Origin of the sequence: Rheinheimera tilapiae (assembly GCF_042432165.1) — a bacterium.
GTDB classification, from domain to species: Bacteria; Pseudomonadota; Gammaproteobacteria; order Enterobacterales; family Alteromonadaceae; genus Pararheinheimera; species Pararheinheimera tilapiae.
This window is the reverse complement of the sequence record NZ_JBHLXP010000007.1, coordinates 1-15981: the sequence shown is the minus strand read 5'-3', so window position 1 is coordinate 15981 and position 15981 is coordinate 1. Positions and strand designations below refer to the sequence as shown.

The window sequence follows — 15981 nt, the reverse complement described above, 5'->3', positions numbered from 1 at the left end:
GTCTGCGTTTTGCAATCCGTGAAGGCGGCCGTACAGTAGGTGCGGGCGTAGTAGCGAAGATCCTGGCGTAATAGTCCGGATATAGAAAAGGGCTCCTCTGGAGCCCTTTTGCTTTTTACTGCTCTATTTTGCTGTTCTCGCCAAATAAAGTAGAAGTATTCAGAACGATCGGCTGGATCTGTTAAAAAGATCCGGTTGTATCCGACCGTGATGCTTGTTTTAGTGTGCTGGCACAGTATAATGAGCGGCTATTTTTTGTTAGCGGCATTGCCGGCAGCAAAAACCTCAGGGGCATAGTTCCAATTGGTAGAACAGCGGTCTCCAAAACCGATGGTTGGGGGTTCGAATCCCTCTGCCCCTGCCAATTTTCTTAGTTGATTGTAGTAGCTGATACTGCATTACAGCTGTAGTGGCTTGTCACAACAAGCGTGGATAGTGAGTTAGAGCATGAACGCAGCAACAGAAGCGCCGAAAAGCGGTTTAGACATCATCAAATGGATAGCGGTATTCGCGATTCTGACTTTATTAGTCGTCGCCAACTACATTTTTGAATTTTCAACTTTAGAGCGGGCTATTGGTCTGCTGGTGATGATCCCACTTGCTGGTTTCGTCGCAGCCCAAACACAAAAAGGCCATGAATTTTTGACTTTTGCCAAAGAAGCCAAGCTAGAAGTTCGCAAAGTGGTATGGCCAACCCGAGCTGAAACAAATCAAACCACGATTATCGTGGCAGTGGTAACTTTGATCATGGCGGTTATTTTATACCTGCTGGATATGGCTTTACTGAAGATTGTGTCGTTTTTAACAGGATTGGGGATCTAAACCATGTCAGGAAAAATGCGTTGGTATGTGGTGCAGGCCTTTGCGGGCTTTGAGCAGCGCGTCGCTACGTCGTTACGCGAGCATATCAAGATCCATAGCATGGAAGAGAAGTTTGGCGAAGTCTTAGTTCCGACTGAAGAAGTCGTGGAAATGCGCGCAGGCCAGAAACGCAAATCAGAACGCAAATTTTTTCCGGGCTATGTATTAGTCCAAATGGAAATGTGTGAAGAAGCATGGCACTTAGTAAAAAGCGTGCCTCGTGTACTGGGTTTCATCGGTGGTACGTCAGATCGTCCGGCGCCTATCAGCGAAAAAGAAGCCAATACTATTCTGAATCGCCTGCAAGATAATGCTGACAAACCGAAGCCGAAGACCTTGTTTGAAGCGGGTGAAGTGGTTCGAGTTTCGGAAGGTCCATTTGCTGACTTTAACGGCGTAGTTGAAGAAGTCGATTACGAAAAGAGTCGAGTCAAGGTTTCTGTTCTTATTTTTGGTCGCTCAACACCAGTCGAACTGGAGTTTGGTCAGGTCGAAAAAGCTTAACGGTGAAATATCCGTTGTAACGGGCCGCTGATTAAAATATAATCGCGGCCTTTTTTAACATCAGGGGAGCCGTTTGAGTAAGTGTCCTCGCACTTACGAGGCTACGACCCTATAAAGAGGTGAAACATGGCTAAGAAAGTCACGGCACTTGTAAAATTACAAGTTAAAGCTGGTATGGCAAACCCGTCGCCACCAGTTGGTCCAGCACTGGGTCAACACGGTGTGAACATCATGGAATTCTGTAAAGGCTTCAACGCCCGTACAGAGTCTCTTGAGAAAGGCATGCCAATCCCAGTAGTGATCACTGTATACAGTGACCGCTCATTTACATTCGAAACCCGTACCCCACCAGCATCATTCCTGCTGTTAAAAGCAGCTGGTCTGAAAGGTGGTTCAGGTCGCCCTAATACCCAGAAAGTCGGTAAAGTTACCCGTGCTCAGCTCGAAGAGATCGTTAAGATCAAACGTGCTGACCTGACGGCAGGCGACGACGAAGCAGCAGTTCGTACCATCGCTGGTACAGCTCGCTCAATGGGCTTAGTGGTGGAGGGTTAATCGATGGCTAAATTATCAAAACGCGCTAAGTTAATCCGTTCAAAAGTAGATTCTACTCGTGAATACGCGATCAATGACGCCGTAGCGTTATTAAAAGAATTAACAGCTGGCAAATTCGTTGAAAGTATCGATGTTGCTATCAACCTCGGTATCGATGCCCGTAAATCTGACCAGAACGTGCGTGGTGCAACTGTACTGCCACACGGTACTGGCCGTACGGTTCGCGTTGCTGTGTTCACTCAAGGTGCTAATGCTGAAGCTGCTAAAGCTGCCGGCGCTGACATCGTGGGCATGGAAGACTTAGCTGAACAAGTTAAGAAAGGCGAAATGAATTTTGACGTAGTCATCGCATCTCCAGATGCAATGCGCGTTGTCGGTATGTTGGGTCAAATCCTCGGTCCTCGCGGTCTGATGCCAAACCCGAAAACCGGTACTGTAACGCCAAACGTTGCTGAAGCAGTTAAAAACGCTAAAGCCGGTCAGGTGCGTTACCGTAACGACAAGAATGGTATCATCCATTCAACGATCGGTAAGGTCAACTTCGATACAGACAAACTGAAAGAGAACTTAGAGTCTCTGTTAGTTGCTCTGAAACGTGCTAAGCCATCAGTTGCAAAAGGTACTTACATCAAGAAAGTAACTATCTCTTCAACTCACGGCGCAGGTATCGTGCTGGATCAGGCTTCTCTGGACGCCAAAGTATAATAGAGCCGCTTTATTAAGCAGCTTTACAGAGTCGCGAGGTTAATTTATAATCTCGCGCTCAAATTTTAGGGTAGAAGCCGGCTTTTGCGTGCAAAAGTATCGGCTTCCGTCCAAGACCGTAGGTGCCGGAACTCTTCGTTAGAGAAGACAACGGCTTAAAACAACAACCTACGCAGACGGTGTTAGCCCCAGAAAGATTCCTATCAATCTGGCTCTCACCGTAAATCGCGCGCTCTGTTCATTTCTGAATTTGAGCGATGTGTAGGCACCCGGATAATTCCGTCCGGATGAACCAGGAGTTAAGAGCCAATGGCTATTAAGCTTGAAGACAAAAAAGCGATCGTTGCTGAAGTCCAGGAAGCTGCCAAAGGTGCTTTATCTGCGGTAGTCGCAGACGCTCGTGGTGTCACTGTAGGCAAAATCACAACTCTGCGTAAGCAGGCCCGTGAAGCTGGTGTATGGATGAAAGTTGTCCGTAATACATTAGTACGCCGTGCAGTTACTGGCACCGAGTTCGAGTGTTTAGGCGACGCGTTTGTAGGCCCAACACTGATTGCGTTCTCTAAAGAGCACCCAGGTGCTGCAGCGCGGATCTTCAAAGATTTCGCGAAAGAGAACCAGAAGTTTGAGCTGAAAGGCGCAGCCTTCAATGGCACCAAAGTCAGTATCGATGTATTAGCAAGTCTGCCAACACGCAACGAAGCTATTGCACGCCTGATGAGCACTATGAAAGAAGCAGCAGCCGGCAAACTTGTACGTACAATTGCCGCGGTTCGCGACCAAAAACAGGATCAAGCCGCGTAATTCTACGTGTTGTTTGGTAAGTAAAGTTTAATACGGGAAATCTTCCCGATAGTTTAGGAATCTGAGCAATGTCAGTTACTAAAGAGCAAATTTTAGACGCTATCGCAGCAATGTCTGTAATGGAAGTTGTTGAACTGGTTAGCGCTATGGAAGAAAAATTCGGCGTTTCAGCTGCTGCTGCTGTTGCAGTTGCTGCAGGTCCAGCTGCTGTTGTTGAAGAACAAACAGAATTCAACGTTATCCTGGCCTCAATCGGCGCGAACAAAGTTGCTGTTATCAAAGCAGTACGTGGCGCGACAGGTCTGGGTCTGAAAGAAGCGAAAGATCTGGTTGAATCTGCTCCAGCAGCAATCAAAGAAGCCGTTTCTAAAGCTGAAGCTGACGCTCTGAAGAAAGAGTTAGAAGAAGCTGGTGCTACTGTTGAAGTTAAATAATCCAGCTCATACTGGATTAGACGCCTGATTTCAGGCTAGGCTGGTGGTGATTTAACCACCGGCCTTTTTGCGCTGTGGGATATTGATTTTCCCCGCCCCTTATGACGCCATAGTGGATGTCATAACCACCGCCCCGCAAGGGTAGGTAGGGTAAAAAATCAGCAAGCTGAGGAACCCCATGACTTACTCTTATTCTGAAAAGAAACGTATCCGTAAGGACTTCGGTAAACGTCCACAAGTGTTGGATGTACCATATCTGTTGTCGATTCAAATCGAATCGTTCAGCAAGTTTATTGAGCCAGATCCAGAAGGCGAATACGGCCTAGAAGCTGCGTTCCGTTCTGTTTTTCCAATCAAAAGTTACTCTGGCAGCGCAGAACTGCAGTACGTCAGCTATCGGATTGGTGAGCCGGTGTTTGATGTTAAAGAGTGTCAAATCCGCGGTGTAACCTACTCAGCGCCATTACGCGTCAAACTGCGCATGGTACTGTTTGATAAAGAAGCACCAGGTACGATCAAAGATATCCGCGAACAAGAAGTCTATATGGGCGAAATCCCATTGATGACTGAAAACGGTACTTTTGTTATCAATGGTACTGAGCGTGTTATTGTTTCTCAGCTGCACCGTAGTCCGGGCGTGTTTTTCGATCACGACCGTGGCAAGACTCACTCATCAGGCAAAGTGTTATATAACGCACGTGTGATCCCATACCGTGGTTCATGGCTTGATTTTGAGTTTGATGCCAAAGATGCTCTGTTCGTCCGTATCGACCGTCGCCGCAAACTGCCAGCGACCATTCTGTTACGTGCATTGAACCTGAGCACTGAAGACATACTCACTACTTTCTTTGATAGCACCACGTTTGAGATCAAAGACGGTAAATTGATGATGGAAGTAGTTGCAAACCGCTTACGTGGTGAAACTGCTGCATTTGATATTAAAGATAACAATGGTGAAGTCATTGTTGAAGCTGGCCGCCGTATTACGGCTAAACATGTTCGCCAGTTAGAAAAAACCGGCATGACCCTGATGGAAGTACCACACGAGTACGTCGTCGGCCGCGTCCTTTCGAAAAATTATGCTGACCGTTCGACCGGAGAGATTATTGCCGAAGCGAACGCCGAGCTCACACTGGAGCTGTTAGCGAAACTTGCCAAAGCTGGTTATGAAAGCTTTGAGACATTATTTATCAACGATTTGGACCAAGGTGCATACATTTCTGACACCTTACGCATTGATCCGAGTAATAACCGGATGGAAGCTCTGGTCGAAATCTACCGCATGATGCGCCCTGGTGAACCACCAACGCGTGAAGCAGCGGAAACTTTATTCGAAAATCTGTTCTTCTCTGAAGATCGTTACGACCTGTCAACTGTAGGCCGCATGAAGTTCAACCGTCGGGTGAATTTCGAAGAAGGCACAGGTGTCGGCGTACTGAGCAAAGAAGACATCCTTGCAGTCATGAAAGTCCTGATCAATATCCGGAACGGTAACGGCGAAGTCGATGATATCGACCACCTGGGTAACCGTCGGATCCGTTCAGTTGGCGAAATGGCAGAAAACCAATTCCGTGTTGGTTTAGTTCGTGTTGAGCGTGCAGTTAAAGAACGTCTGTCATTAGGCGATCTGGATGCTGTGATGCCACAGGATTTGATCAATGCCAAGCCAATCTCTGCAGCAGTGAAAGAGTTTTTCGGTTCAAGCCAACTGTCTCAGTTCATGGACCAAAACAACCCATTGTCAGAAGTTACGCACAAACGTCGTATCTCCGCATTAGGCCCTGGTGGTCTGACGCGTGAACGCGCCGGCTTCGAAGTCCGCGACGTTCACCCGACACACTATGGTCGCGTATGTCCAATCGAAACGCCTGAAGGTCCGAACATCGGTCTGATCAACTCGCTGTCTATGTTCGCACAGACCAACGAGTACGGTTTCCTGGAAACCCCATACCGCCGGATTGAAGATGGTATCGTCACTGACGAAGTCGATTTCCTGTCAGCGATTGAAGAAGGTAACTTCGTCATTGCACAGGCAAACGCTGAACTGAGCGCAGAAAACCGTCTGGTTGAAGAGCTGGTTCCTTGCCGTTTCAAAAACGAATTCACACTGATGCCAGCCGACAAGGTCCAGTATATGGACGTTGCTCCGCAGCAGATCGTGTCAGTCGCTGCAGCTCTGATCCCGTTCTTGGAACACGATGACGCCAACCGCGCATTAATGGGTTCGAACATGCAACGTCAGGCCGTACCAACTTTGCGTGCTGATAAGCCGTTAGTAGGTACCGGTGTTGAGCGTGTTGTTGCTAAAGATTCTGGTGTGACTGTGGTCGCGAAACGTGGTGGTGTGATCGATTATGTCGACGCCAGCCGCATCGTGATTAAAGTACACGAAGAAGAGATGGTTGCCGGTGAAGCCGGTATCGATATCTATAACCTGACGAAGTACACCCGTTCTAACCAGAACACCTGTATCAATCAGCGCCCATGTGTTAACCATGGTGAACCGATTGAACGTGGTGACGTCCTCGCTGACGGTCCGTCTACAGATTTAGGCGAGCTGGCGTTAGGCCAAAACTTACGCGTCGCGTTCATGCCTTGGAACGGTTACAACTTCGAAGACTCGATTTTGTTATCAGAGCGTTTAGTCCAGGAAGATCGCCTGACCACTATCCATATTCAGGAACTGAGCTGTATCGCCCGCGATACCAAGTTAGGTGCTGAAGAAATCACGGCCGACATTCCAAACGTCGGTGAATCAGCGCTGTCGAAACTGGATGAAGCCGGTATCGTTTACATCGGTGCTGAAGTGAAAGGTGGCGACATTCTGGTCGGTAAAGTGACACCAAAAGGTGAGAGCCAGCTGACACCAGAAGAAAAACTGTTACGTGCGATTTTTGGTGAGAAAGCGTCTGACGTTAAAGATACTTCTTTACGCGTACCAAACTCAGTGACTGGTACAGTCATTGATGTCCAGGTTTTCACCCGTGATGGCGTGGAAAAAGACAAACGTGCGCGTGAAATTGAAGAGATGGAAATCAAGCAGGCCAAAAAAGACCTGAATGAAGAATTCCGTATTCTCGAAGAAGGTATTTTCAGTCGCGCCCGTAACCTGCTGGAAGGTACTGGTGTTGATCGCGCTAAGCTGAACAACATGCGCGGTGACGTGCTGTTGTCGCAAAGCCTGGCTGACGAAGACAAACAGAACGATTTAGAACAATTAGCGGCTCAGTACGAAGAAATTCGTATTGAATACGACAAGAAGTTCGAAGCAAAACGCCGCAAGATTGTACAGGGCGATGACCTGGCTCCTGGCGTGTTGAAAATCGTTAAAGTTTACTTAGCGGTAAAACGTCGCATCCAGCCAGGTGACAAAATGGCCGGCCGTCACGGTAACAAGGGTGTTATCTCATCTATCGTGCCAGTTGAAGACATGCCATATGACGAAAAAGGTCAGCCGGTTGATATCGTTCTGAACCCGCTGGGCGTTCCGTCACGGATGAACATCGGTCAGATCCTGGAAACGCACTTAGGCTTAGCCGCTCGTGGTATCGGTGACAAGATCGACGCCATGATTAAAGAGCAAAAAGAAGTCGCAGAGATCCGTGACTTCCTGGTGAAAGCCTATGCTCTGGGTGAATCTCGTCAGAACGTTGATGTAGCAAACTTTACCGATGACGAAGTCCGTCGTCTGGCGCAGAACCTGCGTAAAGGTTTACCTGTTGCATCTCCGGTCTTTGATGGCGCGAAAGAAAGCGAAATCAAAGAACTGTTGGCTCTGGCAGATTTACCGACTAGCGGTCAGATCACGTTGTATGACGGTCGTACCGGTAATACCTTCGAGCGTAAAGTTACAGTTGGCTACATGTACATGCTGAAACTGAACCACTTGGTTGATGACAAGATGCACGCCCGTTCTACCGGTTCGTACAGTCTGGTTACCCAACAGCCACTGGGCGGTAAAGCTCAGTTCGGTGGTCAGCGCTTCGGTGAGATGGAAGTGTGGGCACTGGAAGCATACGGTGCAGCCTATACCCTGCAGGAAATGTTGACTGTGAAGTCTGATGACGTGAATGGCCGGACCAAGATGTATAAAAACATCGTGGATGGCGACCACCGCATGGAACCAGGCATGCCAGAATCTTTCAACGTATTGATGAAAGAAATCCGTTCGCTCGGTATCAACATCGAATTGGAAGAGGAATAACCCTCGGCCCCCCTGTGCGAGCAGGGGGCATTCGCTGAGAGATGAATTGGGGCCTTTGCGCCCCCTGACTGGTTAACCTCTGACAGGAGAGTAAAGTGAAAGACTTATTAAAGTTTCTGAAACAGCAAACAAAAACTGAAGAGTTCGATGTGATCCGCATTGGCCTGTCTTCACCGGACATGATCCGTTCGTGGTCATTTGGTGAAGTGAAAAAGCCAGAAACCATCAACTACCGGACCTTTAAACCAGAGCGCGATGGCCTGTTTTGTGCCCGCATCTTTGGCCCGGTGAAAGATTATGAATGTCTGTGCGGCAAGTACAAACGTTTGAAGCACCGTGGTGTCATTTGTGAGAAGTGTGGCGTTGAAGTCACGCTGACAAAAGTACGCCGTGAGCGTATGGGCCACATTGAACTGGCGAGCCCGGTTGCCCACATTTGGTTCCTGAAGTCACTGCCGAGCCGTATCGGTTTACTGTTAGACATGACGCTGCGTGATATCGAACGCGTGCTGTATTTCGAAAGCTACGTAGTGACTGAGCCAGGTATGACTTCTTTAGAGCGTCGTCAGATGCTGACTGAAGAAGAATACTTAGACGTGCTGGAAGAGCACGGCGATGAGTTCGAAGCCAAGATGGGTGCAGAAGCAATTCTTGACCTGTTGAAGGGTATTGAACTGGCTACAGAAATTAAGCAAATGCGTGAAGAGTTGCCAACGATCAACTCTGAAACCAAACGGAAGAAAATCAGCAAACGCTTAAAATTGATGGAAGCATTCCACACTTCTGGCAACAAACCAGAGTGGATGATCATGACAGTGCTGCCAGTACTGCCACCGGATTTACGTCCGCTGGTTCCATTGGATGGCGGTCGTTTTGCGACTTCAGATCTGAACGATCTGTACCGTCGTGTGATCAACCGGAACAACCGTCTGAAGCGTCTGTTAGATCTGTCTGCGCCTGACATTATCGTCCGTAACGAAAAACGGATGTTGCAGGAAGCGGTGGATGCGCTGTTAGATAACGGTCGTCGTGGCCGTGCTATTACTGGTTCTAACAAGCGTCCGCTGAAATCTTTAGCTGACATGATCAAAGGTAAGCAAGGTCGGTTCCGCCAGAACTTATTAGGTAAGCGCGTCGACTATTCTGGTCGTTCTGTTATTACCGTAGGTCCTACACTGCGTCTGCACCAGTGTGGTCTGCCGAAGAAAATGGCATTGGAACTGTTCAAGCCGTTCATCTATGGCAAGCTGGAAGCCCGTGGTTTAGCTACGACTATCAAAGCTGCCAAGAAAATGGTTGAGCGCGAAGAAGGGGCCGTTTGGGACGTTCTGGACGAAGTGATCCGCGAACATCCGGTCCTGTTGAACCGCGCACCAACACTGCACCGTCTGGGTATTCAGGCGTTCGAGCCAGTACTGATTGAAGGTAAAGCGATCCAACTGCACCCATTGGTGTGTGCGGCATACAACGCCGACTTCGACGGTGACCAGATGGCGGTCCACGTACCGCTGACGCTGGAAGCTCAGTTAGAAGCACGTGCGCTGATGATGTCGACTAACAACGTACTGTCGCCAGCGAACGGTGAACCAATCATCGTTCCTTCACAGGACGTTGTGTTGGGTCTGTATTACATGACTCGTGATGCCGTCAATGCAAAAGGCGAAGGCATGATGTTCAAGAGCCCGAAAGAAGCGGAAAAAGCATTCCGTGCTGGTGTTGCCAGCCTGCATGCCCGCGTCAAAGTGCGCTTGACTGAAGTGACTAACCACGAAGATGGTACCAGCACCAGTAAGACATCTGTACGTGATACGACAGTTGGCCGTGCAATTCTGTACTCTATCCTGCCAACAGGTCTGGCGTTTGATTCTATCAACCAGGCAATGGGCAAAAAGCAGATTTCTCGGTTACTGAACGGTTCATACCGTCGGATCGGCTTGAAAAACACAGTTATTCTTGCTGACCAAATCATGTATACCGGTTTCCACTACGCGATGTTGTCAGGCGTGTCTGTAGGTATTGATGACATGGTCATCCCTGCGGCAAAAGTTGACATCATCGGCGCTGCTGAAGCTGAAGTGGCGGAAATCCAAGACCAGTTCCAACAAGGTCTGGTTACTGCCGGTGAAAAATACAACAAAGTTATCGATATCTGGTCAACGGCGAACGAAGCGTTGTCAAAGGCCATGATGGATAACTTGTCGAAAGAAAAAGTTATCGATCGCGACGGCAACGAAGTGACGCAACCATCATTTAACTCTGTGTATATGATGGCCGACTCTGGCGCTCGGGGCTCACCAGCTCAGATCCGTCAGTTAGCTGGTATGCGTGGTTTGATGGCAAAACCAGATGGTTCAATCATCGAAACACCAATCACGGCAAACTTCCGTGAAGGCTTAAGCGTTCTACAGTACTTCATCTCTACGCACGGTGCGCGTAAAGGTCTTGCCGATACCGCACTGAAGACAGCGAACTCCGGTTACCTGACTCGTCGTCTGGTTGACGTAGCGCAAGATTTGGTTGTGACTGAGGCTGATTGCGGATCAGATCGTGGCATTATGATGAAACCGCTGATTGAAGGTGGTGACGTTGTAGAAGGTCTGCGTGAGCGCGTATTGGGTCGGGTTGTCATTGGCGACGTGATCGTTCCTGCGACTGGTGAGGTTCTGGTAACAGACGGCACCATGCTGGATGAACAGTTGTGTGACCTGATCGAAAGTCATTCAATTGATGAAGTGTATGTCCGTTCTGTAATCACCTGTCAGACCAACTTTGGTGTTTGTGCCAAGTGTTACGGTCGTGATCTGGCCCGCGGCCATATCATCAACGCCGGTGAAGCGGTTGGTGTTATCGCGGCGCAGTCTATCGGTGAACCGGGTACTCAGCTGACGATGCGGACATTCCACATCGGTGGTGCGGCATCACGGGCTTCTGCTGAGAACAGTGTTCAGGTGAAAAACTCCGGTACCCTGAAGCTGCATAACGCGAAGTTTGTTCGCAATACTGACGACAAGATCGTTATCACGTCACGTTCAGCTGAAGTGACAGTGTTCGACGAGCAAGGCCGTGAGAAAGAGCGTTATAAGCTGCCATACGGTTCTGTGTTAACGATTGACGACAACAGCACTGTGACTGCCGGTCAAATCGTTGCGAACTGGGATCCGCATTCACACCCAATCATTGTGGAACGTGGTGCTAAGGTTTCATTCAGCGATGTTGACGACAGTAACACTGAAGTTCAGCAAGATGACCTGACTGGTTTAAGCCGGACTGTAGTAAAAGACCTGTCCAAAGTGAATGCGAAAGAGCCAAAACTCATTCTCGCGATGGACGACGGTGCACTGCAGGAAATTCGTCTGCCAAGTTTCACGACTATCGAAATTACCGATGGTCAGAATGTGAAGCCAGGTACTGTGTTAGCGCGCATTCCACAAGAAGGCTCGAAAACACGCGACATCACCGGTGGTCTGCCGCGCGTTGCGGACTTGTTCGAAGCACGGAAACCAAAAGATCCAGCTATTCTGGCCGAGATCTCAGGTGTCATCAGCTTTGGTAAAGAAACCAAAGGCAAACGTCGTCTGATTATCACGCCAGAGCAAGGTGACTCTCATGAAGAGATGATCCCGAAATGGCGTCAAGTGAACGTGTTTGAAGGCGAACGCATCGAGAAAGGTGAGGTTATCTCTGAAGGTCCAGAGTCACCACACGATATCCTGCGTTTACGTGGTGTCCACCATGTAGCCAGCTACATTGTGAACGAAGTACAGGACGTTTACCGTCTGCAGGGCGTTAAGATCAACGACAAGCACATTGAAACGATTATTCGTCAAATGCTGCGTAAGTGCGTGATCCTGCACCCGGGTGACAGTGAGTTCCTCGAAGGCGAACAGGTTGAAGTGTCTCGTGTGAACATCGCGAACGTAGAACTGGAAGCAGCAGGTAAGATCCCTGCGAAGTACGAACGCAGCTTGCTGGGTATCACCAAAGCATCGCTGTCGACGGACTCTTTCATTTCTGCCGCATCGTTCCAGGAAACCACACGCGTTCTGACAGAAGCAGCAGTTGGCGGGAAAACCGACGAACTGCGTGGTCTGAAAGAAAACGTGATTGTGGGCCGACTGATCCCAGCCGGTACTGGTTTCGCTTATCACCAGAACCGCACGCGTCAACGTGCGCGGATCGCTAATGGTGAAGTGGCAGAACCTGCGATGAGCGCTGAAGTGGCTGAACAAGCCCTGACAGACGCACTGAACATGGACTTGTCCGGTAACGACGATTAATCACGTCTGAAATAGCTGGAAAGCCCGCCGTATCTTAGATACGGCGGGCTTTTTCTTTCTTGACAGGTCAAAGGTTGACCAGTAGAATTCCGCGGCCCCCGATTTCGGGTGCGGAATTACACGTTTATTGGGTATATTTTTTAAACCAGGAGTATTTAATGGCAACAATCAACCAGCTAGTGCGTAAGCCGCGCAGCCAGGTGGTCTCTAAGAGCACCGTTCCGGCGCTCGAGGCTTGCCCACAGAAGCGTGGTGTTTGTACCCGCGTATACACCACTACCCCTAAGAAGCCAAACTCAGCACTGCGTAAAGTATGCCGTGTCCGTTTAACCAACGGTTTTGAAGTTTCTTCTTACATTGGTGGTGAAGGCCACAACTTACAGGAACACAGCGTTGTCCTGATCCGTGGCGGCCGGGTAAAAGACCTTCCAGGTGTGCGCTACCACACCGTACGCGGCACATTAGACTGTGCAGGCGTTAAAGATCGTAAGCAAGGCCGTTCTAAATACGGCGCTAAACGGCCGAAGAATAAATAACTTAACTCCGTTAAGTAAGGCCAAACTAAACAACTTTTTTCATTAAAAGTTTTGGAATCACCTGAAGCAATCGGAGTTTCGAATGCCAAGAAGACGCGTCATAGGTCAACGTAAAATCCTTCCAGATCCTAAATTCGGAAGTGAACTGCTGGCCAAGTTCGTAAACGTCGTAATGATCGACGGTAAAAAATCAATCGCTGAATCAATCGTATACGGCGCATTGGAAATTGCAGCAACCAAGTCTAAAAAAGCTGAACTGGATATCTTTGAAGTTGCACTGGATAACATCCGTCCAACAGTAGAAGTTAAATCACGCCGCGTGGGTGGTTCTACTTATCAGGTTCCATGTGAAGTTCGTCAGGTTCGCCGCAATGCGTTAGCAATGCGTTGGTTGACAGAAGCAGCCCGTAAACGTGGTGAGAAATCAATGGCCCAGCGTTTGGCTGGTGAAATGCTGGATGCTATTGAGAACAAAGGTTCTGCTGTTAAGAAGCGTGAAGACGTACACCGTATGGCTGAAGCGAACAAAGCTTTCGCTCACTTCCGCTGGTAATTTAGACCGTATAAAGAGGATTCGATTGTGGCACGTACTACTCCTATTGAACGTTATCGGAATATCGGTATCGTCGCTCACGTTGACGCGGGTAAAACCACGACTTCGGAGCGCGTACTGTTTTATACCGGCCGTTCACATAAAATTGGTGAAGTACACGACGGCGCTGCAACCATGGACTGGATGGAACAGGAGCAGGAGCGTGGTATCACTATCACGTCTGCTGCAACTACCGCTTTCTGGTCAGGGATGCAACAGCAGTTCGAGCAACACCGAATTAACCTGATAGATACTCCAGGGCACGTCGACTTCACTATCGAAGTTGAACGTTCTCTGCGGGTGCTTGATGGTGCTGTTGTTGTGCTTTGTGGTTCTTCAGGTGTGCAACCGCAAACTGAAACCGTATGGCGGCAAGCGAACAAGTATGAAGTCCCACGGATGATATTCGTCAACAAGTTGGATCGTACTGGCGCAAACTTCCTGCGTGTAGTCAAGCAAGCGCGCGACCGCCTGAACTCGACAATCGTTCCAATTCAGCTGCCTATCGGTGCTGAAGAAAATTTTAAAGGCGTTATCGACCTGATCAAGATGAAAACCATTAATTGGAATGAAGCTGATCAAGGTATGACGTTCACCTATGAAGATATCCCTGCGGATATGCTCGATGAGGCGAACGAGTGGCGCCAAAACATGATTGAAGCCGCCGCTGAATCTAATGAAGAGCTGATGGAACGCTACCTTGAAGGTGGTGATTTCTCAGAAGACGAGATCCGGGCCGCATTGCGTGACCTGACCGTTCGTAACCAAGTTGTACTGGTGATGTGCGGTTCAGCCTTTAAGAATAAAGGCGTTCAGGCCATGCTCGACAACGTCATTTACTTTTTACCTTCGCCAACTGAAGTGAAAGCCATTAAAGGTATTCATGAAGATGAGTCTGAAGGTGAGCGTCACTCAAGTGATGACGAACCGTTCTCAGCATTAGCATTTAAAATTGCGACAGACCCGTTTGTGGGTACTCTTACATTCTTCCGCGTCTATTCCGGTGTTGTTGAAGCCGGCTCTGCTGTGTATAACTCTGTAAAGCAGAAAAGAGAGCGCATTGGCCGTATCGTGCAGATGCACGCTAATAGCCGTGAAGAAATTAAGGAAGTGCGCGCAGGTGATATTGCAGCAGCTATCGGTTTAAAAGACACAACGACCGGTGACACTCTCTGCGACGAGAATGCAGTGATTATTCTCGAACGGATGGAGTTCCCGGAACCGGTTATTTCGGTGGCAGTGGAGCCAAAAACTAAAGCTGACCAGGAAAAAATGGGGATCGCACTAAGTAAATTAGCTGCCGAAGATCCATCATTCCGTGTTCATACTGATGACGAGACGGGTCAAACTATTATCTCGGGCATGGGTGAATTACACCTGGAAATCATCGTTGATCGAATGAAGCGTGAGTTTAAGGTCGAAGCGAATGTGGGTAAACCTCAGGTTGCCTATCGTGAAACTATTCGTGGAACCACGGAAGTTGAAGGAAAGTTCGTACGTCAATCTGGTGGACGTGGCCAATTTGGTCACTGTTGGCTGAAGATTGAACCACTGGAAGAAGGCAAGGGCTACGAGTTCGTGAATGCGGTGGTTGGTGGCGTGATTCCTAAGGAGTTCATTCCAGCGATCGACAAAGGCATCCAAGAACAAATGAAAAACGGTATCCTTGCCGGGTATCCAGTCATCGATGTGAAGGTTTCTGTATTTGATGGTTCATACCACGATGTAGACTCAAACGAAATGGCATTTAAAATAGCTGCTTCGATGGGTTTCAAAAAAGGTGCTCTGCAAGCCAAGCCAGTTCTGCTGGAGCCTGTGATGAAAGTTGAGGTGGTAACACCCGACGACTTCATGGGCGATATCGTAGGTGATTTAAATCGCCGTCGCGGTATTATCAATGGTATGGAAGACGCTCCTGGTGGTATTAAAGTCGTCGACGCACAAGTGCCGTTATCGGAAATGTTTGGTTATGCGACCAGTATGCGTTCTTTAACGCAGGGTCGTGCTTCGTATTCAATGGAGCCATTGAAGTACATGGAAGCGCCTAATAACGTAACCGATGCGATTATTGCTGCTCGCAGAACAGGCGAATAATTATTTAATTCGGCCCGGTCTAAATCGGGTCTACTTAACAGAAGGTAATTGAAATGGCTAAGGCTAAATTTGAACGTAACAAACCGCACGTAAACGTAGGCACAATCGGCCACGTTGACCACGGTAAAACTACTCTGACAGCAGCTATCACCAACGTACTGGCAAAGCACTACGGCGGTCAGGCTTTCGCATTCGACCAAATCGATAAAGCGCCAGAAGAAAAAGCTCGTGGTATCACGATCAACACTTCTCACGTTGAATACGACACCCCAACTCGTCACTACGCACACGTAGACTGCCCAGGTCACGCTGACTATGTTAAAAACATGATCACTGGTGCTGCTCAGATGGACGGCGCTATTCTGGTAGTAGCTGCAACTGACGGCCCAATGCCACAGACTCGTGAGCACATCCT

13 protein-coding genes and 1 tRNA gene are annotated in these 15981 nt (G+C 48.7%); all 14 read left to right on the top strand.

The window, feature by feature from the left end; all coding sequences use genetic code 11:
* Positions 1 to 71: EF-Tu C-terminal domain-related protein (locus ACFFJP_RS19825; RefSeq protein ID WP_377243332.1), on the top strand; the 71-nt coding region annotated here is incomplete at its 5' end.
* 216 nt (positions 72 to 287) lie between these two features.
* Positions 288 to 364: transfer RNA gene (locus ACFFJP_RS19820), tRNA-Trp, on the top strand.
* A gap of 83 nt (positions 365 to 447) precedes the next feature.
* Positions 448 to 822 carry a preprotein translocase subunit SecE gene (gene secE, locus ACFFJP_RS19815; RefSeq protein ID WP_377248514.1) on the top strand — a complete coding sequence of 125 codons (375 nt, stop codon included), beginning with the start codon at positions 448 to 450 and terminating at the stop codon, positions 820 to 822.
* Between the two features lie 15 nt (positions 823 to 837).
* Positions 838 to 1365 carry a transcription termination/antitermination protein NusG gene (gene nusG, locus ACFFJP_RS19810; RefSeq protein ID WP_106388943.1) on the top strand — a complete coding sequence of 176 codons (528 nt, stop codon included), beginning with the start codon at positions 838 to 840 and terminating at the stop codon, positions 1363 to 1365.
* 126 nt (positions 1366 to 1491) lie between these two features.
* Positions 1492 to 1920: a 50S ribosomal protein L11 gene (gene rplK / locus ACFFJP_RS19805; protein WP_377248511.1), complete on the top strand. Its 429-nt coding sequence runs from the start codon at positions 1492 to 1494 to the stop codon at positions 1918 to 1920.
* A gap of 3 nt (positions 1921 to 1923) precedes the next feature.
* The gene (rplA, locus tag ACFFJP_RS19800) at positions 1924 to 2625 is read left to right on the top strand and encodes a 50S ribosomal protein L1 (RefSeq protein ID WP_377248508.1); all 702 of its coding nucleotides are present in this window, start codon (positions 1924 to 1926) and stop codon (positions 2623 to 2625) included.
* A 309-nt stretch (positions 2626 to 2934) separates the two neighbouring features.
* A complete protein-coding gene (rplJ, locus tag ACFFJP_RS19795) occupies positions 2935 to 3429 on the top strand; it encodes a 50S ribosomal protein L10 (protein ID WP_377248505.1) in 495 nt (164 codons plus the stop codon).
* A 68-nt stretch (positions 3430 to 3497) separates the two neighbouring features.
* On the top strand, positions 3498 to 3863 hold the full coding sequence (gene rplL / locus ACFFJP_RS19790; protein ID WP_377248502.1) for a 50S ribosomal protein L7/L12: 366 nt from the start codon (positions 3498 to 3500) through the stop codon (positions 3861 to 3863).
* A 178-nt stretch (positions 3864 to 4041) separates the two neighbouring features.
* Positions 4042 to 8067: a DNA-directed RNA polymerase subunit beta gene (rpoB, locus tag ACFFJP_RS19785; protein WP_377248499.1), complete on the top strand. Its 4026-nt coding sequence runs from the start codon at positions 4042 to 4044 to the stop codon at positions 8065 to 8067.
* Between the two features lie 95 nt (positions 8068 to 8162).
* On the top strand, positions 8163 to 12344 hold the full coding sequence (gene rpoC / locus ACFFJP_RS19780) for a DNA-directed RNA polymerase subunit beta' (RefSeq protein ID WP_377248496.1): 4182 nt from the start codon (positions 8163 to 8165) through the stop codon (positions 12342 to 12344).
* A gap of 158 nt (positions 12345 to 12502) precedes the next feature.
* Positions 12503 to 12880: a 30S ribosomal protein S12 gene (rpsL, locus tag ACFFJP_RS19775; RefSeq protein ID WP_031564163.1), complete on the top strand. Its 378-nt coding sequence runs from the start codon at positions 12503 to 12505 to the stop codon at positions 12878 to 12880.
* Positions 12881 to 12962: 82 nt separating this feature from the next.
* Complete coding sequence (gene rpsG / locus ACFFJP_RS19770; protein WP_031564165.1) at positions 12963 to 13433, top strand: 30S ribosomal protein S7; 471 nt, start codon at positions 12963 to 12965, stop codon at positions 13431 to 13433.
* A 27-nt stretch (positions 13434 to 13460) separates the two neighbouring features.
* On the top strand, positions 13461 to 15566 hold the full coding sequence (gene fusA / locus ACFFJP_RS19765; protein WP_377248492.1) for an elongation factor G: 2106 nt from the start codon (positions 13461 to 13463) through the stop codon (positions 15564 to 15566).
* Positions 15567 to 15619: 53 nt separating this feature from the next.
* Positions 15620 to 15981 (top strand): GTP-binding protein (locus tag ACFFJP_RS19760; RefSeq protein WP_377248489.1); only part of this gene is annotated, 362 nt, incomplete at its 3' end.

Bases quoted from the DNA above. Each gene is read 5' to 3' on its own strand.
- secE (WP_377248514.1), top strand. From the start codon at position 448: ATGAACGCAGCAACAGAAGCGCCGAAAAGCGGTTTAGACATCATCAAA.
- nusG (WP_106388943.1), top strand. From the start codon at position 838: ATGCGTTGGTATGTGGTGCAGGCCTTTGCGGGCTTTGAGCAGCGCGTC.
- rplK (WP_377248511.1), top strand. From the start codon at position 1,492: ATGGCTAAGAAAGTCACGGCACTTGTAAAATTACAAGTTAAAGCTGGT.
- rplA (WP_377248508.1), top strand. From the start codon at position 1,924: ATGGCTAAATTATCAAAACGCGCTAAGTTAATCCGTTCAAAAGTAGAT.
- rplJ (WP_377248505.1), top strand. From the start codon at position 2,935: ATGGCTATTAAGCTTGAAGACAAAAAAGCGATCGTTGCTGAAGTCCAG.
- rplL (WP_377248502.1), top strand. From the start codon at position 3,498: ATGTCAGTTACTAAAGAGCAAATTTTAGACGCTATCGCAGCAATGTCT.
- rpoB (WP_377248499.1), top strand. From the start codon at position 4,042: ATGACTTACTCTTATTCTGAAAAGAAACGTATCCGTAAGGACTTCGGT.
- rpsL (WP_031564163.1), top strand. From the start codon at position 12,503: ATGGCAACAATCAACCAGCTAGTGCGTAAGCCGCGCAGCCAGGTGGTC.
- rpsG (WP_031564165.1), top strand. From the start codon at position 12,963: ATGCCAAGAAGACGCGTCATAGGTCAACGTAAAATCCTTCCAGATCCT.